Origin of the sequence: Rhodohalobacter mucosus (assembly GCF_003150675.1) — a bacterium.
GTDB lineage: Bacteria > Bacteroidota > Rhodothermia > Balneolales > Balneolaceae > Rhodohalobacter > Rhodohalobacter mucosus.
Genome location: NZ_QGGB01000007.1, coordinates 94521 through 120189, shown reverse-complemented (window position 1 = coordinate 120189; position 25669 = coordinate 94521). Strand labels below are relative to the sequence as shown.

Here is a 25669-nt window from a genome sequence, read left to right as displayed (position 1 = left end):
GCCCTTGCAACGTCAAAGTTTTTTCCGGTACATGCGGTAAACCTTGTCCAGCTCGCCGCCTATACGTTCTGCCACCCTTATCATCTGCACGTTGTTTTCCAGAATCCAGCCTACTTCCGAAGAGTACATGCCTTGTTTGAGGCCGTTCTCAATAGCTTCGCGGTGCAGAAGCACATCAATTCCTTTCCCCTGATGTTCCGGCTTCACACCCATCAGTGCTGTGCGTATCTTATCGATCTTTTTTTTCCGCAACAGTATTTTCAGAAATCCAAACGGAAACAATTTTCCGTCCATATCTCTCAGAATCTGATTGTAGTCAGGAAGCGCCACGGAAAACCCCACTGCTTCCCCGTTGATTTCAGCTACATGGGCAAAATTGGGGTCCACAATGGTTTTCAGGTGAGCTGCAAGCGAATTAAATTCCTCTTCCGATAGCGGAATAAAGCCCCAGTTATCTTTCCAGGCAGCATTAAATATGCTTCTGATAATTTTAATCTCCTCACCAATCTTTTTTAGATTGATTGGGCGGATTCGTATATCAGGAAGCCTTCTTTTTACAATTTCAACAGCACGGTTAGCTCGCTCGCGGTCAACCGAATCCTGCGTTACAAGATAGGTAAAAAGGTCCATCGCCTTCTCATAACCTCCTTGTTGCAGTATTTTATCATAATAGCGCTTATGATAGGGCATAAGTATGGTAGGGTACTTTTCAAAACCCTCCACAAGTATTCCGATTTCATCCATCATGCCGGGATTGGCAGGTCCCATAACCTCATTCATACCCCTTTCGCGAAGCCATTCTTCTGCAATTCTGAAAAGGAGGTCAGCAGTTCCCTGATTATCTATCACATCGAAGAACCCAAAAAAGCCGGTCTTCTCATTGTGATATTCATTATATCTGTGATCAATAATCGCTGCAATTCTGCCTGCAGGCTCTCCATTGTGCTCTGCCAAAAACAGAGCCATCTCTGCGTTATTGAAGAAGGGATTTTTTTTGGTGCTAAGGAGCTTTTTCTGCTCCATCAGCAGAGGGGGGACCCAAAAGGGTTCGTCCTGGTAATGATGGTATGGAAAACGGATAAATTCTTTTTTCTCCGCATCCGTTGTAACGATGGTGATGCTGTTGGTTACAGGGGCCTGGTCCACTGGCTTCACTCTACATCTATCAGCGATTTTCCGTTTTTATCAATAATTCCATGTTTTATTCCCACGGTGCGGAATGCATCGAGAATCCTGTCGAGGTGTTCATCTGTATGGGTTGCCATATAACTTGTGCGCACCAGGGCCTGTCCTCTCGGAACAGCAGGTGGCACCACTGCATTTACATACACCCCTTCTTCGAACAGGTCTTTCCAGAACTGGAAACACTTCATCATCTCACCGATTACAACAGGTATAATGGGGGTTTGGCTCGACCATACATTAAATCCGAGCTCTTTCAAATTTGTTCTCATGTAGGTAGATATCTCTTCCAGCCGCTGAAGCCTCCATGGCTCTTCTTGCAGTATTTCAAGAGATTTAAGGACAGTTGCAACATTCGCAGGCGGCATGCTCGCACTAAAGATATGGGCGGGTGACTTATGACGGATGTATTCGATAACGGTTCTGTCTCCTACCAGAAATCCGCCGAGTGAAGCAAATGACTTCGAGAATGTGCCGCTGATCAGATCCACATCATCCATCAGGCCGAATACAGAGGCAGAACCTCGTCCACCTTCACCTATCACCCCTACTGCATGCGCATCGTCAAGATAAAGGCCTGCTCCGAACTCATTTTTAATCTGAACCATTTCCGGAATTTTTGCAAGCGTACCCGACATCGAGAACACTCCGTCACTTACGATAATCTTTCCTGCATCCGGATCCGCTTTTGCGAGCAGATTTCTGAGGTGGTCCATATCGTTGTGACGGTATCGAACAGTTTTGGCATTCGACACCTGCGTTCCCACAACAATACAAGCGTGATTGTCCTTATCGGAAAAAATAATGTCGTTTCTGTCGGCAATTGTCTGAATAGACCCTTCATTGGTCTGGTAGCCCGTACTGAACAGTACGCAGGCTTCTTTGTTCATGAATACAGCAAGCTTCTCCTCGAGCTCGAGGTGAAGATCCAGCGTGCCGTTTAGGTATCTTGATCCTGTGCAGCCGGTACCGTAAAACTTAATTACGTCCTGAGCCGCTTTAATGGTGCGCGGATCATTGGTAAGGCCCAGATAGTTATTGGATCCTGCCATGATAACATCACGGCCCTCAATTTTAACAATTGTTCCGTCGGTGGCCTGAAGAGGTTTAAAATACGGGTAAAGACCCATCTCCTTGATTTCATCAGCCTTTGTAAAATCGTACGCTTTTTGAAAAACCTTCGAATATGTAGTTTTGGCTGTAGTGTCGGCCATGTCGGAGTGTTGCGTTTTGTTAAACAGGTAAATATACCTAGTATTACGTTTCTATCAAATTATCGAAACGCCAGAGTTAAGCGATTAATTCAGTCTTTTCAGAAATGTTACATATTTATCGACAACCGAATTCCAGCTGAATGTATTTATCACAAATTCTCTGGCTTTTAAAGACAGCTCTTTCAATTCATTTTTTAGGGTTTCATCTATTCGTTCAGCAAACTCTTCGGCGTTTCCGCTCGGGACCCTGTAACCATTCACTCCCTGAACAATTACATCTTTGATTCCCTCCAAATCGGCCGCAACAGCCGGAACACCTGCACGGTTTGCCTCCAGCAATACAATTCCAAAACCCTCCATGTCTCCCTCAACCGGGATGTTGGGCATAATAAAAAGATCTGCAGCGGCGTAAGCTGCATTCAGTACCGCATCAGGTTGTTTACCTGCAATCAGTATATTTTGTTTCCCCGCAGCTCTCTCCCTCGCCTGCCAAATCTTTTCATGTTCCGGGCCGTCTCCAATAATCAAGAATATCACATTTGATTCAAGATTTGGCAAAACATTGTCAATAAACCACGCATGACCTTTTCTTTTTACCTGGCGACCCACCGATAATAGAATATAACGACCGCTCAGATTTATATTGAACTCTTTTTCGATGCGCTTTCTTGCATCTTCTTTTGATGGCAACTCTGCCAGAACGTCCGTATGAATGCCGTTTGGAAGCACCCCTCCTTTCTCTGGCTTCATGCCACGACTGATACATGCCCTCCGGGTAGCTTCCGAAACAGATATTACACCGTCAAGGTGCCTGAAAACAATGGGTAAATACCATTGATAGATTTTAACCGGAAGAGTTACGTCCTGGCCATGATTGATCGTAGCACAGGGTACAGATGGTTTTTTCAACAGGAAGGGAAGAATTGCAGCGGTTACCATCGATGAGAACAGAATCACGTCCGGATTATGCTTTTTTATGGCAGCGGGTATTTTCCACAGAAGCGTAAACAGAAAAAGAAATGTTTTCAGACCAATCATTCTCCAGGATGCCTGATGAATAATGGTAAACAGCTCCACGTCATCTCTTTTTTCCATCGTTTTTACCAGCTGCATACTGACATTCTGCATTCCGCCCAGATTTTTCAGCGGCTTTCCGGCAGGTGGATGAAGATGTGATATATAGAGAATTTTCAAATCTTGTTACGATCCTTTTTTCAGACAACCTGCCTGTAGTATTCAAGCAGTTTACCGTTAATCGATTCCCAGGAGTAATTTTGTGCCATATCAACCGATTTTTCCCCCATTTCCTCTCTCAGCTGATCATCCAATATTAATTTTTCCAGGGCTGTATAAAATGCTTCCGGTTCCTCAACCGGAAGCAGATAACCATTTACGCTGTTTTGCACCAGCGATTTACTGCCGGCAGCATTGGCCACAACGCAGGGCAGGCCGCTTGCCATGGCCTCAAGGGTAACATTGCCAAATGTCTCTGTGTCGGATGGGAAAAAGAATATATCGCTTCCCGCATACGCTTTGGAGAGATTCTCCCCCTTCAGAAATCCTGCATATACCGCTTCGGGGAACATCTTCTTTAATTCATCAGCTGCAGGACCGTCTCCAACAATCAATGCTTTCACATTGTCATATTTCTCCATCAGCCGTTTTACTACATCTGCAAACAATCTTAGGTTTTTCTCCCAAACAAGCCTCGATACAAAGGTGATGACAAGATCATCATCCTCAAATCCGTTCGATCTTCTCCACGAGAGGTCTCTATTCTGGGGGCTGAACTCTGAGCTTTCAATCCCCCTTGCCCATATTTTAAGTTCGCATTCAACGCCCTTTTCCTTCAGCCATTCAGCCATTGAAGGAGTGGGCACATAGAGGTGCCTGCATCGCGCATAAAACCATTTCAGGTACTTCCACAGAAATGGTTCAATAAGAGATAATTTGTAGTATTTCAGATAGCTTGTAAAATGGGTGTGGTATGATGATACAACGGGCACCTCGTTCTTTTCAGCCCATTTCAGTGCTTTAAAACCCAGCAGGTCGGGTGTGGCAATGTGCACCAGAGTGGGGCTGAACTGCTCCAGCTCCTTTTGCGCTTCAGCCGGAAACGATGTGGTGATCCTGTATTCAGGCCTGCCCGGAAGCCGAATAGAGGGAACCGGAACAAGGGTACCGTTATGTTTCAGGGCGGGATTTTCAATAGTTGGGCCTAAAACCAGTACTTTCACGCCATTTTCCATCAGGTAGGCCACCAATCTGTTGAGTGTAAGAGATACGCCGTCGCGTACATGATGGTAGTTCCCGGTAAATAGTGCTACACGAATTTCAGTCATGCTGTTTTAAATGCAAGCGCCATCTTTGTATCTTCTGTCGGAGTGTCTCCTCATGCTTTGGGCACAGTACGAATCGAATTTATATGCCATCCGTATACACGCTGCAAATGAGCATAAGGTTGCAGACAGTACAATATTTTTATTTGCAGCATCGTAAATCAGACTGCAGATTACCTGAATTTTTTTAACAGGTTGAATATACAAATTTAATGAACGCATTTGTTACCGGCGGTACCGGATTTATTGGCAGTCATCTTGCAGATGCACTTATTGAACATCCTGACTACGATATTGTAAAATGTCTGGTTCGATCGCGTGAAAAGTGGCTTGAAGGAAAAACCTACAAGAAAGTTAGCGGCGATCTTCATTCGCTCCATGTACTCAACAGGGTGATCGATAAAGAAGATGTCATTTTTCATCTCGCAGCCGTTGTAAAAGCTCCATCTCAGAAAGAATTCGATTATGCCAACGTTGAAGCCACCGAAAATCTGTTGCGAATTGCAGAAAAAAAAGGTGTCCGCAAACTTGTGATTCTGTCATCGCTGGCAGCTGCCGGGCCCAGCAGCGGAACACCGCTCACAGAGAATAGTTTGCTGAATCCGGTGAGCCGATACGGTGAATCAAAAAAACGAATGGAGCAGCTGGTACATCGTTTGGCGCCCGAGAATATGTCGGTAACCATACTTCGCCCGCCGGCAGTTTACGGACCCCGGGAAGACCAGATTTTCACTTTATTTAAAATGATGAAGTACGGGATTGCGCCTATTGTAGGCTCCGGAAACCATCCGGAACTCTCCATCATGTATGTTCAGGATGTGATACAGGCACTATTAAAAGCTGCGAATCAGAGCGAGCCCGGAATCCACACTTACTTCATCAGCGGTCCCGAGATTGCAAACTGGAACAAGATCCGCGACATTGTATCCACTGTACTCGGTAAAAAAAATATTCCTGTTAAGCTGAATCCGGCCTGGGTAAAAAAAATTGCGGGTGCTGTTGAAACAACCGGCTCTTTATTTGGTTCCTATCCGGTATTAAACCGGGAAAAAGCCAATGAAATGATTCTTGAATGGACCTGTTCATATGAGAAAGCGGCAAGGGAACTTGATTTCAAGCCGGAGTACTCACTCAGTGAGGGAATTTCAAGAACACTGACATGGTACCGAAAGCATGGATGGCTATAAAAATGACTCTTTTACCTATGCAAAAACTATATCGTACGCTTACTTTTCTTGTCCTCTTTCCCATTTGTCTTATAACGGTTGATTCTGCTTTTGCACAGTGGAGCTTAAACCCGGCCCGGCAGCTCGAAATACCCGACATTACCGCCATCGAAAGTTCTGAAACGCATCTCTACGCGCTATCGGAGACCGAAGGATTGGTTGTATTCAGGGCACACAGCGATTCGCTGCAGTGGCTCTACTCTTCGACGGGCATGCAGCAGAGAGGAAATACCCTTCAAAGCGACATCCGTTTCGCCTACCTTTACGGCAACGGAAGGAGGCTGACGGTAGTGGAACCAACATCGGTACTGGGCGTTTACTCCTCCACTCTCCTCCCGTCCGCTCCCAACTCCGTAAGCCGCATCGGCAATAAACTCTACCTTGCGCTGGGCGAAAACGGTCTCGGAACGCTGGATCTGTCAAATCCTGAAAGCGTCGATTCCGAAATTATGATTCTGGATCAGGATCGCTTTCGCGGGCAGCCGGTTCAGAGCCTGGTATCAGATAATGAACAAATTCTATACGTTTTGAGCGGCGGGAACAGAATCGATATCTACAGGGTGAGCAGGGACCGAACTGATTCTGAAAATCCTCCAACAGCAGTTCACGATGAACGTGTACGACTCGACCGTGCAGCTGAAAAACTTTTCCTGACAGAGAATGAGCTGGTTGGCTCCGACTCTGAAGGCCGTGTATTCCTGATTAATTCGGATGGACGCACAAACGTGATCGCTGATGCGGGCACCTCAATCAAAAAACTATCTTCCTGGAACGATACGATCGTTTTTCAGACTTCCGGTCATGTGCTCTGGCTCGGTGATTATGATCAGAATTCCCGTATATCAGCATGGCGGTTGAACGAGCAGGCCGGAAATCACTTTACCGTGACTGAGAATGAACTCTGGGTTTCCAATTTTGACAATATTGCTCCTGTCACAATGCAGATCAGCGATGATGATTCAACCGTTCTGCGGGACAACGGTCCACTCAAAATTGCGGATATCGAGGATATCATACTTCCCTTTCCAAAACCGCTGCTTCTTCCCCTTACTCTTGAAAACAGTGTTGAAACGGATGTATCATTCAGTTATGAAGCACCATTTACCAATGCACGTATCCGGGGAAATACATTTTACTGGCAGCCTACAGCAACTCAAACAGGGCGGCACAGAATAGAAATCTTTGCAACCACCCCCGAAGGAGAGAATCACTCCGTATCTTTCATGGTAGAATTGCGGCCATTCAATTCACCGCCCCGTTTTACTCCGCTCAGACCTATTACAATTCCAATAAATGAGGCCTTTCAGCTCGAAATCAAGGCCGTTGATCCTGATGGTATGAACAAGGATTTGATCCGTTACCTCGCCGTGGATCTGCCGGATGGAGCGCGACTCGACGAGCGAACCGGCCAGTTCACCTGGAACCCCAGCATTCGACAGGTGGGTACGCACCGATTCGAAATTGTTGCAACCGACCAGTACGGTGCAGCTGCCTCCCAGGATGTGGAGATTCAGGTATTGGAAATCTCTGAAGATGAATCCGATTTAGAGAACGGCCGGTAGCGTGTCTGACAGATTTGCGGAAAATTTACTCACCTGGTACCGGCGTGAAAAACGTGATCTGCCCTGGCGAAAAACCGACGATCCCTATCGGATCTGGGTTTCTGAAATTATGCTCCAGCAAACACGGGTCGATACGGTAATCCCGTACTGGCACAGGTTCCTGGCGGCATTCCCAACAGTACATCATCTTGCAAATGCCGATCGGCAGCAGGTATTAAAACTTTGGGAAGGGTTAGGATACTACAGCCGCGGCCGCAATCTGCACGATGCAGCCAGGACCGTTGCAGATAAGTATGACGGACGCCTGCCGGACACCTATGAGAAAATTTCGGCACTTAAGGGCATTGGCCCGTACAGTGCAGCCGCCATTTTGAGCATTGCTTTCAACAAACCCTATGCAGTGGTAGACGGCAATGTGATTCGTGTGATAACCCGATACTTTGGGATAGAGGAGGATATACGTTCAGCTTCGGTAAGGAACCGGGTTCGCGAACATGCTGAAGAGCTCATTCCGAATAATGAACCGGGTGATTTTAATCAGGCCGTTATGGAGCTGGGCGCTACCGTTTGTACGCCAAAAAATCCACAGTGCAGTTCATGCCCTGTTTCGGCGGGATGTATTGCAAACCAAACATCACGAACAGACGTAATTCCCTACAAGTCGAAAGCAAAAAAAATCCCGCATCACAAAATTGGAGTTGGATTGATCGTCAATCAATCAGGAAAACTACTGATTGCGCTGCGTCCTGAAGATGCGATGCTCGGAGGACTATGGGAATTTCCCGGCGGAAAAAATGATACCGGTGAATCTCTGGAAGAGACCGTAATCAGAGAGCTGCGTGAAGAGCTTGGCGTTGAGGTTCGTGTGTCTGAAAAATACATGCAGCTCAAACATGCCTACTCTCACTTCAAAATTACACTGCATGCTTACTGGTGCACCATCATCTCCGGCAACCCCCAACCCAAATCAAGTGAAAAACTAAAATGGGTGAGCCTGGACGAACTAGAGCAGCACCCATTTCCAAAAGCCAATAAAATACTGGTTGAAGGCCTGCAAAACATGCAGCCTGAGGATTTGAAACGTTTTCTGATAAAATGAACACTCTTCCAAAGCTCAGAACACGTTCCCTGGCAAAATTGCGAGAGTTAAAACCCTATTTAGACGACATCAATAACAGGGTTGAAAGACATAGCTACATCAAGGATGATCCGGTTCGGTTCATGCATATGTATACGGACAAAAAAGACATGGAGATTGCGGGGTTTCTGGCTGCCACCATGGCCTGGGGCCGGCGGGATATCGTGATTGCCAAAGCGGACGAATTGCTGAAACGCATGGATTATTCTCCGTACGAATTTGTGAGCAACTACAACCAGGCCGAATTCAGCCGGTTCAACAATTTCAGGCACCGCACTTTCAAACCGATCGACATTCATGGGCTGCTTCTTGCATTGCAGCAGATATACACTGAATTCAGAGATTTTGAAGCATTCTGGAACCGGTGCTACAGGATCGGTGAAAATCAGGGCAGACACTTCCTGGCTGTATTTCATGAGGAGTTTTTCCGGAGAAGCAGTGATCTTGCCGGCCGAACAGTGAAACATGTCTCCAACCCGGAAAAGGGAAGCCCCTGTAAACGTCTGTATATGTACCTGCGCTGGACAATCAGGGATGGGAGTCCGGTGGATCCGGGAATATGGTCATTTATTAAACCCTCTGAACTCATGATCCCGTTTGATGTACATGTTGCCAGGCAAGCTCGTCGTTATGGACTTTTGTCGAGAAGAACAAATGACTGGAAATCTGTTAACGAACTCACTCAAACTCTGATTCAACTGGATCCGCTTGATCCGGCAAGGTACGATTATGCCCTGTTTGGAATAGGCGCACTGGATTACAGGCTTCCCAAACGATTTATATTGAATCGAACCTGACCCAGGACTGGACTGTATCTGAAGTTTCCTCAAAAAGGAACCGGGATCCAGGATGTATCTGAAATCAAACCCGACCAGTACAAAAGCACAATCAAAAAAGTGCTAAGTACAATAGCGAAAGCGGGAGGATCAAGATGAGTATCGCCATGCGAATAGAATATCCGCTGGGTAAGCTCACCCAATAAAGCGGAGATAATCCCGAACAGTGCACCAATTATGAGAACCAATGCAAGGGAATACTCTTCAAAGGAACCGCCTGAAACTGCCAGCACAGCGGTACTTCCTACCAGTGAAATGTGGTGTGTAACCGGAAATTTCTGCACACCGAGATTCAGAAAGAAGAGTGATGCCGCACTGATTCCAAACGGCAAAAATGCACTTCCGGTTTGATACGTGATAAATGCGGCCAGTATGCCAACGACTAATCCGAGCATGGATACATCACCCCATTTATACTGGTGTCCCAGCCAGGGTTCTATCAGAAGCCTTTCAGAGTTGCCCTCCCTCTTTTCAAGTTCTTCAAACGGTTTCATGTTGAGAAACCCTTTCGGTGCACTTCCGATCAATGGGTACCCCAGAAATAGACGATGTGCAAAAGCGGAGAGTACAACTGCTACTGCAATCGGATCCCACGGCAGTGAGAACGTGGAAGAGAGTGTAGTGATCCCGAATCCCAGAATGCCAAACAGCCCGCCTACAAACAGTACGTCCGGTTTGGGGCCGAGGGCGTAACCGATATTTTTGGACTCATGGTAGGGAAAACCGGTTTTCATATATCCCCTTTTAGCGGCATACGCCGATGCCGCAGCACCGGCTGCAAAGCTAATATGCGGACCAAAAACCGGGCCGAATGCTATCTGTGATGTTATGGTTGCTGAGCTAAGCAATTCAGGATCATACCCCGCAAAACCGGACAAATCTCCGCTAAGAACGCGCAGACCTTCGCCCAGAATCACCATAAACCCTGTAAATATGAATGCCGGTAAAGCCCCTATGGCTGCGCCGAATGCACCGCCTGCAAAGGCTGCAAGCATCATACCAATCCACCAAAATTCACTGAATTCTGCCATTAAACCCCATTATTTTCTGAATTATTATATTAGAAATCGAATATTTATTGCACCATAAAAGTGCATTTAATCTATAAATAGCAACTTCTTACAGAGATAATAAATGTTAGTTAAAAGATTGGATTATTCTAAAAATTTGATAAAATCTAAAAAACCTGCCAACTTAGGAGCGAAATATCTCTAATTACCCTGTTTGTACTAATTACTACCATATCAGCACTATTTTTCCTGCTGATACCAATTTGCTCTTAATCTAACAAAATAACGGTTCTCAGACCTGCTTCCTGCAATTCTCTTTTTTCTGCGCGGAGGCCGATAAACCCCATTGGTGGCTCTCATGAATACAGCACGAGTTCTCATTGTAGAAGATGAAATGATTCAGTCGATGGTTCTTGAAAGTATGATAACCGAATTCGGTTACGAAGTTATCGGAAAAGCCAGAACAGGACGTGAAGCTATTGATATGGCACTTGATATGAAACCGGATATCATCACCATGGATATTTCCCTTCACGATGATATTGACGGTATCAGTGCAACACAACAAATTCAGGAGGTTTCCCAGATTCCGGTGATTTACATTACAGGAAATACAGACCGCTACAACTATCAGCGGGCTATCAAGACCTTTCATATAGATATTCTTTCCAAGCCTATCAATAAAAGAAACCTTCAGCAGACATTTTTAAAGGCCGTTAACGCCGACAGCATGACGGACTAACAGGCTTTTTCTTACTGAACGATTTTTCTGACTTACCGGCTGCGGTGTTGAACTATAAACCGCTGCAGTATTCAGCCCTAGTTATTACATTTTCAATCCAGTCTGCCGAGTAGGATAATTTCTTCTCTTGTTCCATCTCTTCTTTGGTGCTGCATGTATTTATAACTGAGGAACACCCTGCTCATCACAAGTAAGTAATGTTTTCTTGTGGCTATGGCATCTCACTGATGGGATTCCTCATTGACCCGCACAGCTGTGCCTGCTACCTTGTACGGGTCAAAATCAATTCCATAAAAATTTCATTTTTAACCCATATTACCTGCGTCTCCCGATGAAAAGAGTAGAACTCTGCATTCCAATGCTGCTGGCACTAATCCTTACCGTCCCATTTGAACTTTTTGCACAGACTACAGTTGAACTTGATTCTATACAGGTTACTGCATCCAGGATTTCCTCAACGGTGTCGGAAAGCGGGAAGCACGTATCAGTTTTAACTCAGGCCGATATACGGCAGCTGCCCGTTACATCAGTAGACGAGCTTATTCGCTCGCTGCCGGGCCTGAATCTGAATTCACGTCAGGGTTTTGGAATACAGTCTGATGTAGGGATACGCGGCTCCACCTTTTCACAGGTGCTGTTTATGCTCGATAACGCACCCCTTAACGATCCTCTGACCGCACATTTCAATACCAATATTCCTGTTTCGCTTTCCGAAATAGGTCAAATAGAAATTGTCAGAGGCCCATCCAGCGCATCCTACGGCGCTGATGCTGTTGGCGGAGTGATTCACATCAAGACAAAAACCTACATGGAGCGTGAAGTGACCCGGGGCAGCAGGCTTGTGAATTATGCAACGGCCGAAGTTTCGGGAGGTCAGAACAGTCTCTACCTGGCAGATGGCGCCCTTGAGCTTCAGGGCACCCGATGGAGAATGAGTGCTTCCCTTCGATCTGTGGAATCGGATGGCGAAAAGCTGCCCAATCCTGGATTTGAAGAGGGCGTCTCGGACCGGGAATTTTACCGCAACTTCTTTACGCTACGAAATTCATCCGTATCCTTCTCCTACAGGCCTGCCAGAAACTGGTCGCTCTATGTGCGCGGAGGGCTGGATTACAGGGATTTCAGTGCGCGGTATTTTTACACAAGAAGCGCCTTTGACGAATCTGTGGAAGAGATAACAAGCCGATGGGTTCTCTCTTCCATCACACGCGACACGGGTAAAAACCGGAGCGAGTTCAACCTGTCGTACCGCATGGTTGACGATATTTTTGATTTCAATTCGCGTATCGGAATTGAGCCGAATGAGCACACCACCGGACGTACTTTTGCAAATTTTTCTCACCAAATTATGAGTGATCCCTCACATTCTCTGCTTGGCCTGCAGCGAATCATGGCCGGAGCTCAGTTTTCGAACAGAACCATAAATAGCACAGATCGCGGTAATCATGATGAGCTCTTAGGAGGCATATATCTGATCACACAATTAAACCCAATTTCCAGAACAAACATTACCGCAAGCGCACGCCTTCAGTTCGACAACCGCGGAAACCGTGACCTGCTTCCGCAGCTGAGCGCATCTTACACCCTGAATAATCTGACTTTAAGGACCTCTGCGGGAAAAGCGATTCGTGTCGGTGATTTCACTGAAAGATATATTTCTTCCCAAATCCCCAACCTTACCCCCGGCAGAAATATTGGAAATCCTGACCTCCTCCCTGAGCGCTCGATAACCGTGGATGCAGGCGCCGACTGGAGAGCTTCCGGAAACACAAGAGTTTCAGTAACGGGGTTCTACAGAACCTCAGACGACTTGATAGACTATGTACTCACAAACTCGTCGGAAATAGGCAACGCTGACAATCTGCAGCCCGGTGAGATGTATTTTTATACCCGGAACATATCAAGCGCTCAGACATCCGGGGTTGAAATCTTATTGGCGCATGAAAAACGCATGAGCCGGAACTCCATGGGATCGGCCGATATATCCTACACATACCTTCGCACATCCGCCGACACCGGAAATGTTTCAAAATATATAGCAAACCATCCCTCCCATCAGTTCTCCCTGAACCTGGGCCTTCGTTTGAACAATCTTTCAATTGTGTCACAATCCTCATTCAGGGTAAGATCTCCCGAAACAGCCGAACCCATTGCGGCTGAGGTACCGGGTGAAGTTTTTCTTACCCATCTGAATCTTGACTATCAGCTAAGCGGAGCCTTCTCGGTTTACTCAAAAATTCTGAATCTGACCGACAGGCGCTATCAGGAAATATTGGGCCCTCCAATGCCGGGAAGATGGGCAATGTTTGGGGTGCGATTTGATTTTCGTTAATGTCTGTTCTGTAAATTATCTACATTGACTTCGGTCAAACATACTTATTCAAAAACGACATTCTTACTATGTTTACTAATCGATCAGCCATATCCGCTCTATTCCTCTACACGGTACTGTTATTATGCGGGCCGCAAGCCCTTTCTGCACAGAATCTTTATTATCCGCCGGCGGGTTCGGAATGGGAAACCAGAAGCGCGGAAGATCTGGGTTTGGATGCGTCACTGATAAATGAGGCCGTCACCCTCGCAGAGAGTAATGAAAACAGTGTGGATCGAGATCTTAGAGTTGCCATCTTGCAGGGATTCAGTCGTGAGCCCTATCACGGGCTGGCAGGACCTGTTAAAGAACGCGGTGGACCGGCAGGCATGATTATTAAGGACGGGTACATTGCAGCCTCCTGGGGTGATCTTGATCGTGTGGATATGACCTTCAGTGTAACCAAGAGCTACCTCTCGACCGCAGCCGGCCTGGCATGGGATAGAGGCCTTATACGTGACCTGGACCATCCTGTAAAAAACTATGTTTGGGACAGCACATTTGACGGTGAACACAATTCAGGCATTACCTGGGATCACCTACTGAATCAATCGTCCGACTGGTACGGATCTCTATTTGGCATCGATGACTGGGCCGATCGCCCTTCCAGACAGGGAGACCTGGATTCATGGCGCATGCGCGAACTCAATGAACCCGGTACATTATTCAAGTACAATGATGTGCGCGTTAACCTGCTTGCATATTCCCTTTTACACGTTGTCAGGGAGCCGCTCCCCATGATGCTAAGGAGAGAAATAATGGATCCTATCGGGGCAGGCACAACATGGAGATGGTTTGGATATGACAATGCCATGGTTCTCATTGACGGAATCGAAATGCAGTCGGTGAGCGGCGGCGGCCATCATGGCGGCGGCATGTTCATTAATACATACGATCAGGCACGTTTCGGGCTGCTTTTTGCCAGGAAAGGCAATTGGCGTGGAGAACAATTGATCTCTGAAGAGTGGATTGAGCTGGCTCAAACTCCATCAGAACCCACTCCTTCGTATGGATACATGTGGTGGACCCTAAAAGGAGATACCCAATGGGAAAACGTTCCGGACCACGTTTACTACGCTGCGGGTTTTGGGGGAAACTATATACTCGTAGATGAGGAGAACGATCTTGTTATCGTAACCAGATGGCTTGACAGCAGTGTACTGGAGGAGTTTGCGGGCATCATTTACAGTGCACTCCGATAGGTATTACTGCCTTGTTTATGTTTGCTCTGCTTTTTTTTCACGGCTCAATAAGAGACAAGCTGTTCAGTGTATAACTGACAGACATGCATCGGCAAATAGCTGACATACTTAAACTTGATGAGCAGTAGTTGGCGCCTTGTGGATGTGCTTTTAACTCAGGCAACTCCTATTAAATTATGATGCAGGCACTTCTTCTCAAAATTTAATTCGATGCATATAAGTATTATTATTTTTTGTATGAGTAATGTTATTCTATGTTATATAAAATATGCCTGATAACATTTTTTCTAGGCGCATATTGTTCATATACCACGCTGTAATTTCAAGTGGTGTTTGTATTTTATTAACCTTTTAGGTTAAATATTGACATTATTAACTGATTTGGTTAAATACATCACAAACAAACCAAACAGGTTTATATGAATAAATACATTGCCATCATTGGTGATCTTGAATCATCGAAAGAGCTGGACAGAGAAACACGGCGAAAGACTCAGGTGATTCTGGAAGAGATATTTGGGGATGACAGGCTTTTAAGTGAAAGCGTTGTATCACCCTATACACTAACCCTTGGCGACGAATTCCAGGCACTTTATAAAGATGCCAATGACCTCTTTCACCATATCTGGATTGTCGCGGCGGCTATTCATCCGGTGATGGTTCGCTGGGCCATCGGCACCGGAGGTATTGACACCCCTGTCAATAAAACACGCTCAATTGGAATGGACGGCCCCGCTTTTCACAGGGCCAGAAACGGTATTGAGGTCCTTAAAAAAGAGAAACAGCTTTTCAGGGTTGAAACGGGACATACCCTGTATGATTCACTGGCCAACAGTTCGTTTAAACTGCTGACTGCCGATTTAAGATCATGGAGACTAAACCGATTCCTGATTATGGAGCGCCTTTGTTCCGGGATGGAGGTCAGGCAGATTGCTGCGGAATTGAATCTATCAGATGTGGCAGTCTATAAGAATATTCATGCCGGTAACCTGGAAGCCGTACTTGAATTCACTTCGGGAATCGCGAATTTGCTGAATAAGTAACAAGAGATTATGAACTACATTCTGTTTTTCTCGGTAATGAATATGATCCTGCTTTCGCGGCTGTATCTCACCCTGCGCGATGAGGGTACCACAGACGTACGCAGCCGTGTGATTATGGCCCTTATCCCCTTTCCGGTTCTGATTTTTTTTGAGCTTAATACCGGTTTCCTGCTGCTATTCATGTATCTGGCATTATCGCCCTGGCTTACAGGTCTGCTTGAAAGGGATGCAAGAAACCTGAACAGAAACAGGTTCATTCTGCTGCTTATTCATACCGCAATCATAGCTCTTTTAACAAGCCGTCTCTACAACCTGAATCCTGTATCGTGGATTTATGGATTTGAAAACTACCTGATCGAAATGTTTACGCCCGGCGGAGAGGGTGAGCATCAGGATACCGACTGGCTTGCGATTCAGGCCGTTCTTTTTGGATTTTTAATCATACTGAACGAAGCCAATATCATGGTAAGGCTTATGCTCACCAGGCTGGGCCTTTCACCGGTAGGAAACAAAGGACAGGTTATAAATGAGCAGGAATACAGGACAGGAAGAGTGATAGGTTTCCTGGAAAGAATATTTGTCTTCATTTTTATCCTGCTTCAGCAGTATGCAGCCGTTGGATTTATCCTCGCCGCAAAGGGAATTGTAAGGTATCCTGATTTTGGCAATCGTACCTTTGCAGAGTATATACTGATCGGCACATTGCTCTCCGCTCTTTTTGCGACAATGTTTGCTTTCCTGGCGCAGGCATTTTTCTGACCCTTACGGTAACTGTCCGTATTTTTCCATCGGTAGTGGGATGGAACATTAGCGGCAAATCAAATTGTTGAATTCATAAAACCCAAACCCAACACCATTATGAAATTGTTTAAACCTGCACTATTAATCCTCCCATTTACTTTTCTCCTCATATCCTGCGCACAACCTGAACCCGCTGACAAGGTGGCTCAATCCATTACAGGCGAGGAGGTGGTTTACACTGCTGGAGAGATTACAATGAACGGCTACATCGCATACGATGAGTCTTCAGAGAATGTTCGCCCGGGAATATTGGTGGTTCATGAATGGTGGGGGCATAATGAACATGCACGCAACAGTGCAGAAAAACTTGCGGAGATGGGGTATGTTGCGCTGGCCGTTGACATGTACGGAGATGGACAAGTTGCTCAGCACCCTGAGGAGGCAATGGAGTTTTCAGGAAGCGTCATGGGCAATTTTGATACCGCTCAGGCCCGGTTTAATGCTGCCCTGGAAACACTGAAGGATCATCCGCTGGTTGATGCCGGACAAACGGGAGCTATTGGATACTGTTTTGGCGGAAGCCTGATTCTGGCGATGGCAAATACGGGTGCCGATCTGGACGCCGTAGCGGCGTTTCATGCGGGTCTTCAGCTTCCGGTCATGCCGCAAGATGAGATCCAAAGCCGGATACTTATCCTGAACGGTGCGGAAGACCCACTGATCAGCGCTGAAGATGTGGAAAATCTGACCGGTGCTCTTGAACGTGTAAACGCGGACTTCAGATATGTCAATTATGAGGGAGCCACTCATGCATATACCAATCCGGCAGCCGATTCACTTGGGGTTGCATTTGGTCTGCCGCTGGCTTATAACGCAGACGTTGATTCTCTGTCATGGCAGGAAATGAATGAATTTTTTGATCAGACATTCAATGGGGAAACACCGTAATAATTCGATTCCTTTGGGGTAAGTCTGGGCCGAAAACCGTTATCGGCCGGCTTTTTCTACAATCAGTACCGGCATACGGGTTTTTCAGCATCAAATCTGTTGCAATACACGAGAAATCCCTGTATCTTTTTCGACTTTCCAATTTTGCATAAAAACGAACAAATTTATCGTGAATACGATCAGCAATAAAACTTACAGTGCAACACCTTCCACAACCCATAAGGAGTGGGTTATCGTGGATGCGGAAGATCAGCCTCTTGGCCGGCTCAGCACACGTGTTGCCACAATTTTACGCGGAAAGAACAAACCGGAATTCACACCGCATATCGATACCGGAGATAACGTTATTGTAATCAATGCGGAAAAAGTGAAACTGACCGGTAAAAAGTTTACCAATAAACAATATTTCCGTCATACCGGCTACATTGGAAGCGAAACATTTTCCACCGCCAAAGATCTGATGGAAAAAGACCCGACCTCGTTAATTACCATTGCCGTTAAAGGAATGCTTCCAAAAAACAAGCTCGGACGTCAATTGATGAAAAATTTACGCGTATACGCCGGACCTGTGCATCCGCATTCCGCACAAAAACCTGAAATTAAAGAGAATTAATTGCCCGACATGGCTAAAGCAAACTATATCGGAAGAAGAAAAACCTCGACTGCCCGCCTCTATATTGATGAAGGCAAAGGAAGTTTCCTGGTTAACAGCAAGCCGATCGATGATTATTTCAAGACAAAAGCGCGTCTGAATATTGCGCGTCTGCCTCTTGACGTTACAGGTCTTGACGGTAACTATGACATTAAGGTAACTGTACGCGGCGGCGGAATAACCGGTCAGGCAGGTGCAATTTCACTTGCTCTTGCCCGCGCACTGGATGATCTCAATGAAGATGTTCACTCTGCGTTAAAAGAGAAAGGACTTTTAACCCGTGATGACAGAATGGTTGAGCGTAAAAAATATGGTCAGCCAAAGGCGAGAAAGAAATTCCAGTTCTCCAAGCGGTAAGCAACGGTTCAAGGCACATGTTACATGGTACAGGCAACTCTGTGCCTTGCACTCTGAATCATATACCTTTTTTTCTATCACACATACACAGCGACTCTGCGCCGGGTGCTCTTTCCTGATAACAAGGTTGGGGTTGGCGTTCGGAGACTGACCTGTGTAGAGGATTAACTCAAACATACATATCTAAATTATGCCTAAAGCAGCATCAGTAGAAGAACTACTCAAATCCGGAGCTCACTTCGGACATCTCACCCGCCGCTGGAACCCCAAGATGAAGGAATTCATCTTTATGCAGCGTAACGGGATCCACATTATCGATCTCAAAAAGTCTCAGGGCTATCTTCAGGAAGCCCTCGACCAGGTAACCAAACTTGCCAGAGCAGGCAAAACCATTTTATTTGTAGGTACCAAGAAACAGGCTCAGGAAATTATCCGTACCGAAGCCATCCGTTGTGGAATGCCTTTTGTAACTCACCGCTGGCTTGGTGGAATGCTTACAAACTTCTCCACCGTTCGTAAAAGTATCTCTCGAATGGAAGAGATTGAGCGAATGAAAACCGACGGCACTTTCGAGGAACTCACCAAGAAAGAAGGTCTTATGCTCGATCGTGAACGGGAAAAACTGGAGCAAACACTTGGCGGTATCGCAAACATGACCCGCATTCCGGGCGCTATTTTTGTTGTAGATACCATTAAGGAGCACATCGCTATGAATGAAGCGGTGAAGCTCAACATCCCGATCATCGGCATGGTCGACACCAACAGTGACCCTGACATTCCGGATCATATTATTCCGGCCAATGATGACTCAGCAAGAACTATACAGCTGGTAACATCACTGATCGCAGACGCCATTATTGAAGGCAATGCAGAACGTGAGGCCATGAAAGAGGAAGAACTCATGGAAGAAGCAGCTGCTGCCGGCAAAAAAGAATCGGCCGGTGAAGAAGAAAGCCAAAAAACTTCAGCAGCAAAGCCCAAACGAAGAAAAAGACGACGTAAAACCACCGAATCTGATAAAGCTTCAGATTCAGGCAGTACATCTGATTCTGATTCCGACGGCGACTCTGAAGAGAGTTCAGATAATCAGGAAGAGCTGAAACCTCAATCGTAAACCCTTTTTTATAAAAAAATGAGTATTAGTGCAAAAGATGTAATGAAACTTCGCGAAGCGACAGGCGCGGGCATGATGGATTGCAAGAAGGCCCTCACCGAAGCTGACGGCGATATGGAAGCAGCCATTGAAATCCTTCGCAAAAAAGGCCAGAAGGTCTCTGAAAAACGCGCTGAGCGTGATGCCAATGAAGGCCTCATATTCACAAAACTGAGCGACGACAACAAGCGCGCATCGGCAGTTGAATTAAACTGTGAAACAGATTTTGTTGCCCGGAACGAAGATTTTCAGGACCAGGCAAAAGCATTTCTTGATGCTGCTTTTGCAGGAAAAATCAACTCTGTAGACGAGCTTCTCAAGGAAGAAGTAGATGGACTCACCATCGAAAAACACCTTGAAAGCATGGTTGGCAAAATTGGTGAAAAAATTGAGATTAATCGTGTGGTGTATGTCGACAGCGATGGCACACTGATTGATTATATCCACCCCGGCAATCAGCTTGCCGTTATCGTGGAGTTTGACGGAAATCTCACAGACGACCAGGTTGGCAAAGATGTAGCAATGCAGATTGCAGCTATGAACCCTCTTGCCGTGACCCGGGACGGTGTTGATGCTTCGGTCATCGACAAGGAGCTTGAAATTGCCAAAGAGCAGCTCATTAATGAAGGCAAACCGGAAGAGATTGCAGAAAAAGCCGCTAAGGGCAAATTGCGTCGATTCTATGAAGAGCGGGTATTGCTTGAGCAAAAATTTGTGAAAGACAATGGAATTACCGTCAAGGAGTTCCTGGAGCAAAACAACGCTCCGCTGGTTACATCGTTTCACCGATTGCAGCTCGGCGAAGCTTAAATAATTCTTTAAAAAAGGCTACCTTCATCAGGTGGCCTTTTTTGTATCCGATAATGATTAAACTGATAGATCAGCGTGGCAAATAAATATCAGCGTATTTTATTGAAACTAAGCGGCGAAGCCCTGCTTGGAGAACAGGGACACGGTATTGACGCAGACATCCTTGACCAATACGCAGAGGAGATTAAAGCCGTGCAGGCTGAGGGAATAGAAGTTTGTGTTGTAATCGGCGGCGGAAATATATTCAGAGGGGTTAAAGGGGCAACAGCCGGCATGGACCGCGTGCAGGGTGATTATATGGGAATGCTGGCCACAATGATCAACAGCATGGCTCTGCAGGATGCCCTGGAAAGAAAAAATGTGCACACACGTCTGATGAGCGCAATCCGAATGGAAGAAATTGCGGAACCCTATATCCGCCGTCGCGCCATCCGCCACCTGGAGAAAGGCAGGGTTGTTATGTTCGGAGCCGGAACCGGAAACCCCTATTTTACCACAGACACCGCAGCCTCCCTTCGGGCCATAGAAATCGAAGCCGATGTAATACTCAAAGGCACCCGCGTGGATGGAATCTATGATTCGGATCCCGAAAAAAATAAGGACGCCGTGAAATTTGATACCATTACCGGTGATGAAGTACTAAACAAACGGCTGAATGTCATGGATCTGACCGCATTTACTCTTTGTCGAGATAACAAGACACCGATCATTGTTTTTAACATGAATATAAAAGGCAATCTGAAAAAGGTAGTCTGCGAAAATCAGTCGATCGGATCTACGGTAGTTTGGGATCAATAAGCATTTTAGTAACTTCTCCCTACCGTTACCTGTACGCCTATATCAACAGCCAAATCTTCTGAAATTTATCTACTGAGACATGATATCTGAAGAACTAGAACTGATTATCGACAGTGCCGAAGAGAACATGAAAGAAGCTGCTTCTTTCTGCAAGAAAGAATTCTCCCATATCCGAGCCGGTAAGGCAAGCCCTACCCTTCTTGACGGTATTAAAGTGAACTACTATGGATCGCAGACTCCGCTGAACCAGCTTGCTTCCGTCTCTGCACCGGAAGCACGGCTTTTGGTCGTGCAGCCGTTCGATAAATCAACTATGGAAGACATTGAAAAAGCCATTATGGCATCCGGACTCGGCCTCAATCCGAACAACGATGGTTCGCTGATCCGAATACCGCTTCCCATGCTTTCGGAAGAGAGACGTGTAGAGCTTGTAAAACATGCCAAGGAAGTGGCTGAAAAAGCCCGTATCAGTATTCGTAATTCACGCCGTGACGCGAACGACGAAATCAAGAAAACCGTGCAGGAGGAGTCGCTTCCCGAAGACAGTCGTTTCGAAGCGGAAGATACCGTTCAGAATCTCACCGACAAGTATATCAAGCTGGTGGATGATATGCTCGAAGTAAAGGAATCGGAAATTATGACGGTATAGGGTTGTTATCCGTTATTTGTGAACGGATACATTTCTACGGATTTGTCTCTGCAGAGTGTCACGCACGCTGCATCAATGCAGCCGTGAGTGCTTCAGAAGAAAACGCATAACTATTCTCTTTTCGAAGCTTCCTTTCCGGATTTCCTTTTGTTATTTTTGCATGCATGTATATTTCCGATCTACAATTACACGGCTTTAAAAGTTTTGCCCACAAGACACATGTAAAGTTCGACAGCGGAATCACCGCAATCGTTGGGCCAAATGGCTGTGGAAAATCCAATATTGTAGATGCCCTCCGGTGGGTACTTGGTGAGCAGCGTCCTACCCTGCTGCGTTCCAGCGCCATGAGCAATGTCATTTTTAACGGTACCGCCAAAAAGAAGGCATTGGGAATGGCTGACGTGTCCCTGACATTTGTGAACGATAAGGGTATACTGCCTGTGGAGTACAGTGAGCTCACGATCACACGCAGACTTTACCGTTCTGGCGACAGTGAGTATCTCATTAACAACACACCCTGCCGGCTCAAAGACATCATGGATCTCTTCATGGACACTGGAATGAGTTCGGATGCTTATTCGGTAATTGAGCTGAAAATGGTTGAGGAGATCCTGAATGACAGAAACAATGACAGAAGGCGGCTTTTTGAAGAGGCAGCAGGCGTTACACGATATAAGGAGAAGCGCAGGCAGACGATAAGGAAACTCGATGACACTCTGAAGGATCTGCAAAGACTTGAAGATATTCTGATCGAAGTTCGGAAAAAGACCCGCTCGCTCGAATTACAGGCAGAAAAAGCGGGTAAAGCCAAAAAGTATAAAACTGAGCTGGAGCATCTGGATAAAGCTTACACACTTCATGAACTAAGCACGATCCGCGAAGAGCTGGAACCGCTGCAGACACGGATATCCAACGCGGAAAAGGAAAAGAAAGAGATCGGTTCACGCGTGGAGGAACTTGAAGAAAGTGAGGAAAAAGCCAGAACCTTACTGATTGAGAAAGAGCGGCATCAGGCGGAAGCGCAGCGCAGGGTGAGTCAGCTGCACTCATCCATTCGCGAAATGGAGACCAACCTCAAAATTACCCGTGAAAAGATTGTAAATGAGGAGGGGGTGATCAGGCAGCATCAATCCGATATTGAACAGGGCGGCAAAGATCTGGCCGAGCTTGAACAGCTTCGCGAGCAAAGCATCAGCAAGCTGGAAAACTTTTCGGACGAACGTGAACGCTCTGCCCTGAGCCTCAAAGAGTCGAAAGAGAAATTTGCTGATGTCCAGCAGCAGTTTACAAAAGTGCGTCATGAACTCTATGAACTGGAAATTGAGATCAGCGATCTTAGCCGAAAACTATCCGGGCTGCAATCCGACAGAATTAAAATTGAATCCAGGCTTGAAAATACTGAAGATGATCAGCTCAGAATAGACGGTGACATCCGAGATCTTAAAGACGAGATTGAAAATGCAAAAGGCGAGCTTAGCCTCACACGTGAAAAACTTGATTCTATAGACTCAGAGCTGAAGTCGGAGGAAAAAAGGCTTGAAGAATCATCCCGTATCCGTCAAAACCTGGAGGAGAAACGGGAGACGCTGCGGGATGAAATTAGATCGCTTAAAAGCAGGAAGGATGCAGTGGAATCTGAAATTTCCCTTCTTGGCAATCTTGCAGAGTCTGGTGCGGGACTGCCCTCATCCATTAGTTTTCTCCAAAAAGAACATGGTGACCAATTTGCGCTTCTCAGTACGGTTGGGGATTTGCTGAATACAAAAGAGGAGCTTGCATCGGCTCTTGAAACTGCGCTGGGCGAATCAATTCACTTTGTGATAGTAAAAAATATGGGCGATGCCCTTAAGGCATCACGTATTCTGAAAGAGAATGGCAAAGGCAAAGCTACGTTCATTCCTCTTTCTGAACTGAAAAAGAGCTATTCGGTTCATGAAAAATCCATTGCCCGGCATGTTGGTTCCGATAGCTCCTACGCACCGGTTGTTCAACTGCTGCTTGGGTCCACCCTGCTGGTGGATGACCTTGAAAATGCGGTGAGCATACTGGAAAAAGATGAGGCCACCTCTGCCGTAACCCGCGACGGAGATCTTCTCACCGCTTCCCGTTTCCTGAAAAGCGGAAGCAACCATAAGCAAGCCGGAATACGCCTGGCGCTGAAGGATAAAGTTGAGAAACTGAATACGGAATCAAACCGATACGAAAAATCCATTACCCAGCGTGAAAATGAGCTTCAAAAACTGAATGAGGAAATAGACTCACACAATCTGGATTCCATACGGGCGAGCATAAGGCAAATTCAGCAGAGATCGCGTGAGGCTGAGCAGCAATCAAGCCGTTACCAATCTTCCATTCAGGTTTATGAAAAAAATATTCAGGAACTCAATAGCCGGAAAGTGCGTCTTCTCTCCAACCAGGATACAGCAAGAGAAGAACTCGACACTCTTCATCCCCGGCAAAAAGAACTGCAGCAGAAGATTACTGAGCTGAGTGGCCTTCAGGAAGAGAAAAAAGAGATTCTCAGAAAGCTTGAGGAGGAACGCGCCATTGCACAAAACCGGTACAATGACGCACAGCTGAAACATCAGGATGTCAAAAACAAGGCTGATAACCTGGAGAAAGACCTGGAACGAGCTGAAAATGGAATCAGCAGCATGAAGACGCGGCTTGCCTCCAGAAAGGAGCTTCAGAGTGAAAGCCGGAATAAAATTGAGACCTTCAAAGAGGTGATTGAGCAGACCGAAAAGCAGCTTGAAGGCAGCCGTTCACAAAAATCGGAAGCGGATCAGAAACTGGCTGAAGCAGAAGAGGCCAGCAGCAGGCAGAGGGGCGCCATCAATGAGATCGAGAAGGAGCTCAAGGAGCTTCGCCGAAGGAAAGAGGTTAATCTGGAGCTGGTTCATCACTTAAGTATGGCCCGGGAAAAGTTTGAATTGCAGGCTCAGTCTCATTCCGACCACATCTGGGAAACATATGGCATTCTGATGGATCAGGTAACCGAACAACTGCCCGACGAAACCACTCCGGAAGAGGCGAAAGCCCGCATCGGGTGGCTGCGGCAAAAACTGAATAAGATCGGTGATGTAAATCCGCTTGCTATAGACGAATTCCGTGAGGAGAAAGAGAGACTCTCTTTCTATGAAGAGCAGATCGATGACCTTCAAAAAGCTGAAGCGGAAATGCGGGAAACAATCGATGAGATTAACAGTACAGCCACCGAACGGTTCAACGAAACATTTGAGAAAATACGTAACAACTTTAAAACAGTCTTCAATACGCTTTTTCATGAGGACGATTTCTGCGACCTCATGATACGTGACGAAGGAGAGGATCAGGATCCGCTTGAAGCCAAAATAGATATTCGCGCAAATCCCAAGGGAAAAAGGCCGTCCAGCATCAATCAGCTCTCCGGCGGTGAAAAAACCCTGACTGCCATTGCGCTCCTCTTTGCCATCTACCTTGTGAAACCTTCCCCCTTCTGCGTTCTCGATGAAGTTGATGCTCCGCTGGATGACGCCAATATTGAGCGGTTTGCTGCTATGATTCGCAAATTCAGTGAAGACACACAGTTTATCATCATTACTCACAACAAAAAGACCATGTCGAAAGCGGAGATGATGTACGGTGTTACCATGCCTGAAACCGGCGTGAGCCGCCTGGTAGGCGTGAAACTGGATGAAGTGGCGGAAGCGTAAC

22 protein-coding genes are annotated in these 25669 nt (G+C 46.3%); 17 read left to right on the top strand and 5 right to left on the bottom strand.

What is annotated here, in order from left to right; all coding sequences use genetic code 11:
* Positions 1-12: 12 nt before the first annotated feature.
* The 4 genes from DDZ15_RS10035 to DDZ15_RS10020 form a co-directional block, all read right to left on the bottom strand.
* On the bottom strand, positions 13-1155 hold the full coding sequence (locus DDZ15_RS10035; protein ID WP_242978981.1) for a GNAT family N-acetyltransferase: 1143 nt from the start codon (positions 1153-1155) through the stop codon (positions 13-15).
* Entirely contained in the window at positions 1152-2396 is a 1245-nt protein-coding gene (locus DDZ15_RS10030) for an aminotransferase class I/II-fold pyridoxal phosphate-dependent enzyme (RefSeq protein ID WP_109646963.1), read from the bottom strand. Before DDZ15_RS10030 ends, DDZ15_RS10035 begins: the two co-directional genes overlap by 4 nt.
* Positions 2397-2480: 84 nt before the next feature.
* Complete coding sequence (locus DDZ15_RS10025) at positions 2481-3590, bottom strand: glycosyltransferase family 4 protein (RefSeq protein ID WP_242978979.1); 1110 nt, start codon at positions 3588-3590, stop codon at positions 2481-2483.
* A 20-nt stretch (positions 3591-3610) separates the two neighbouring features.
* Positions 3611-4738 carry a glycosyltransferase family 4 protein gene (locus tag DDZ15_RS10020; RefSeq protein ID WP_109646962.1) on the bottom strand — a complete coding sequence of 376 codons (1128 nt, stop codon included), beginning with the start codon at positions 4736-4738 and terminating at the stop codon, positions 3611-3613.
* A gap of 209 nt (positions 4739-4947) precedes the next feature.
* Between DDZ15_RS10020 and DDZ15_RS10015 the strand changes: the two genes are divergently transcribed.
* Genes DDZ15_RS10015 through DDZ15_RS10000 form a run of 4 tightly spaced genes read left to right on the top strand, consistent with a single transcriptional unit; the run spans position 4948 to position 9458 of the window.
* A complete protein-coding gene (locus DDZ15_RS10015) occupies positions 4948-5922 on the top strand; it encodes an NAD-dependent epimerase/dehydratase family protein (protein WP_109646961.1) in 975 nt (324 codons plus the stop codon).
* A gap of 17 nt (positions 5923-5939) precedes the next feature.
* The gene (locus tag DDZ15_RS10010; RefSeq protein ID WP_109646960.1) at positions 5940-7523 is read left to right on the top strand and encodes an Ig domain-containing protein; all 1584 of its coding nucleotides are present in this window, start codon (positions 5940-5942) and stop codon (positions 7521-7523) included.
* Between the two features lies 1 nt (position 7524).
* On the top strand, positions 7525-8622 hold the full coding sequence (gene mutY / locus DDZ15_RS10005) for an A/G-specific adenine glycosylase (protein ID WP_109646959.1): 1098 nt from the start codon (positions 7525-7527) through the stop codon (positions 8620-8622).
* On the top strand, positions 8619-9458 hold the full coding sequence (locus DDZ15_RS10000) for a TIGR02757 family protein (RefSeq protein WP_109646958.1): 840 nt from the start codon (positions 8619-8621) through the stop codon (positions 9456-9458). Before mutY ends, DDZ15_RS10000 begins: the two co-directional genes overlap by 4 nt.
* A 29-nt stretch (positions 9459-9487) precedes the next feature.
* Here the strand turns inward: DDZ15_RS10000 and DDZ15_RS09995 are convergent, their stop codons facing one another.
* Positions 9488-10528 (bottom strand): DUF7973 family transport facilitator, encoded by a 1041-nt coding sequence (locus DDZ15_RS09995; RefSeq protein ID WP_109646957.1) that lies wholly within the window; start codon positions 10526-10528, stop codon positions 9488-9490.
* Positions 10529-10865: 337 nt separating this feature from the next.
* Between DDZ15_RS09995 and DDZ15_RS09990 the strand changes: the two genes are divergently transcribed.
* The 13 genes from DDZ15_RS09990 to smc all read left to right on the top strand — a co-directional run bounded on the left by DDZ15_RS09990 (position 10866) and on the right by smc (position 25668).
* Positions 10866-11249 (top strand): response regulator, encoded by a 384-nt coding sequence (locus DDZ15_RS09990; protein WP_109646956.1) that lies wholly within the window; start codon positions 10866-10868, stop codon positions 11247-11249.
* Between the two features lie 331 nt (positions 11250-11580).
* Positions 11581-13581 carry a TonB-dependent receptor plug domain-containing protein gene (locus tag DDZ15_RS09985; protein WP_109646955.1) on the top strand — a complete coding sequence of 667 codons (2001 nt, stop codon included), beginning with the start codon at positions 11581-11583 and terminating at the stop codon, positions 13579-13581.
* Positions 13582-13649: 68 nt separating this feature from the next.
* Positions 13650-14822, top strand: coding sequence for a serine hydrolase domain-containing protein (locus DDZ15_RS09980; protein ID WP_109646954.1), 1173 nt, complete (start codon positions 13650-13652; stop codon positions 14820-14822).
* 419 nt (positions 14823-15241) lie between these two features.
* On the top strand, positions 15242-15865 hold the full coding sequence (locus DDZ15_RS09975) for a SatD family protein (RefSeq protein WP_109646953.1): 624 nt from the start codon (positions 15242-15244) through the stop codon (positions 15863-15865).
* Between the two features lie 9 nt (positions 15866-15874).
* Positions 15875-16624, top strand: coding sequence for a hypothetical protein (locus DDZ15_RS09970; protein ID WP_109646952.1), 750 nt, complete (start codon positions 15875-15877; stop codon positions 16622-16624).
* Between the two features lie 99 nt (positions 16625-16723).
* A complete protein-coding gene (locus DDZ15_RS09965) occupies positions 16724-17554 on the top strand; it encodes a dienelactone hydrolase family protein (protein WP_109646951.1) in 831 nt (276 codons plus the stop codon).
* Positions 17555-17723: 169 nt separating this feature from the next.
* On the top strand, positions 17724-18167 hold the full coding sequence (rplM, locus tag DDZ15_RS09960) for a 50S ribosomal protein L13 (protein ID WP_109646950.1): 444 nt from the start codon (positions 17724-17726) through the stop codon (positions 18165-18167).
* 9 nt (positions 18168-18176) lie between these two features.
* Positions 18177-18563 (top strand): 30S ribosomal protein S9, encoded by a 387-nt coding sequence (gene rpsI / locus DDZ15_RS09955; protein ID WP_109647187.1) that lies wholly within the window; start codon positions 18177-18179, stop codon positions 18561-18563.
* 190 nt (positions 18564-18753) lie between these two features.
* A complete protein-coding gene (gene rpsB, locus DDZ15_RS09950) occupies positions 18754-19677 on the top strand; it encodes a 30S ribosomal protein S2 (RefSeq protein ID WP_109646949.1) in 924 nt (307 codons plus the stop codon).
* A gap of 18 nt (positions 19678-19695) precedes the next feature.
* On the top strand, positions 19696-20526 hold the full coding sequence (gene tsf, locus DDZ15_RS09945) for a translation elongation factor Ts (RefSeq protein ID WP_109646948.1): 831 nt from the start codon (positions 19696-19698) through the stop codon (positions 20524-20526).
* A 75-nt stretch (positions 20527-20601) separates the two neighbouring features.
* Positions 20602-21324 (top strand): UMP kinase, encoded by a 723-nt coding sequence (gene pyrH / locus DDZ15_RS09940; RefSeq protein ID WP_109646947.1) that lies wholly within the window; start codon positions 20602-20604, stop codon positions 21322-21324.
* A gap of 79 nt (positions 21325-21403) precedes the next feature.
* Complete coding sequence (gene frr, locus DDZ15_RS09935; protein ID WP_109646946.1) at positions 21404-21973, top strand: ribosome recycling factor; 570 nt, start codon at positions 21404-21406, stop codon at positions 21971-21973.
* A 164-nt stretch (positions 21974-22137) separates the two neighbouring features.
* Positions 22138-25668: a chromosome segregation protein SMC gene (gene smc / locus DDZ15_RS09930; protein WP_109646945.1), complete on the top strand. Its 3531-nt coding sequence runs from the start codon at positions 22138-22140 to the stop codon at positions 25666-25668.
* Position 25669 lies beyond the last annotated feature (1 nt).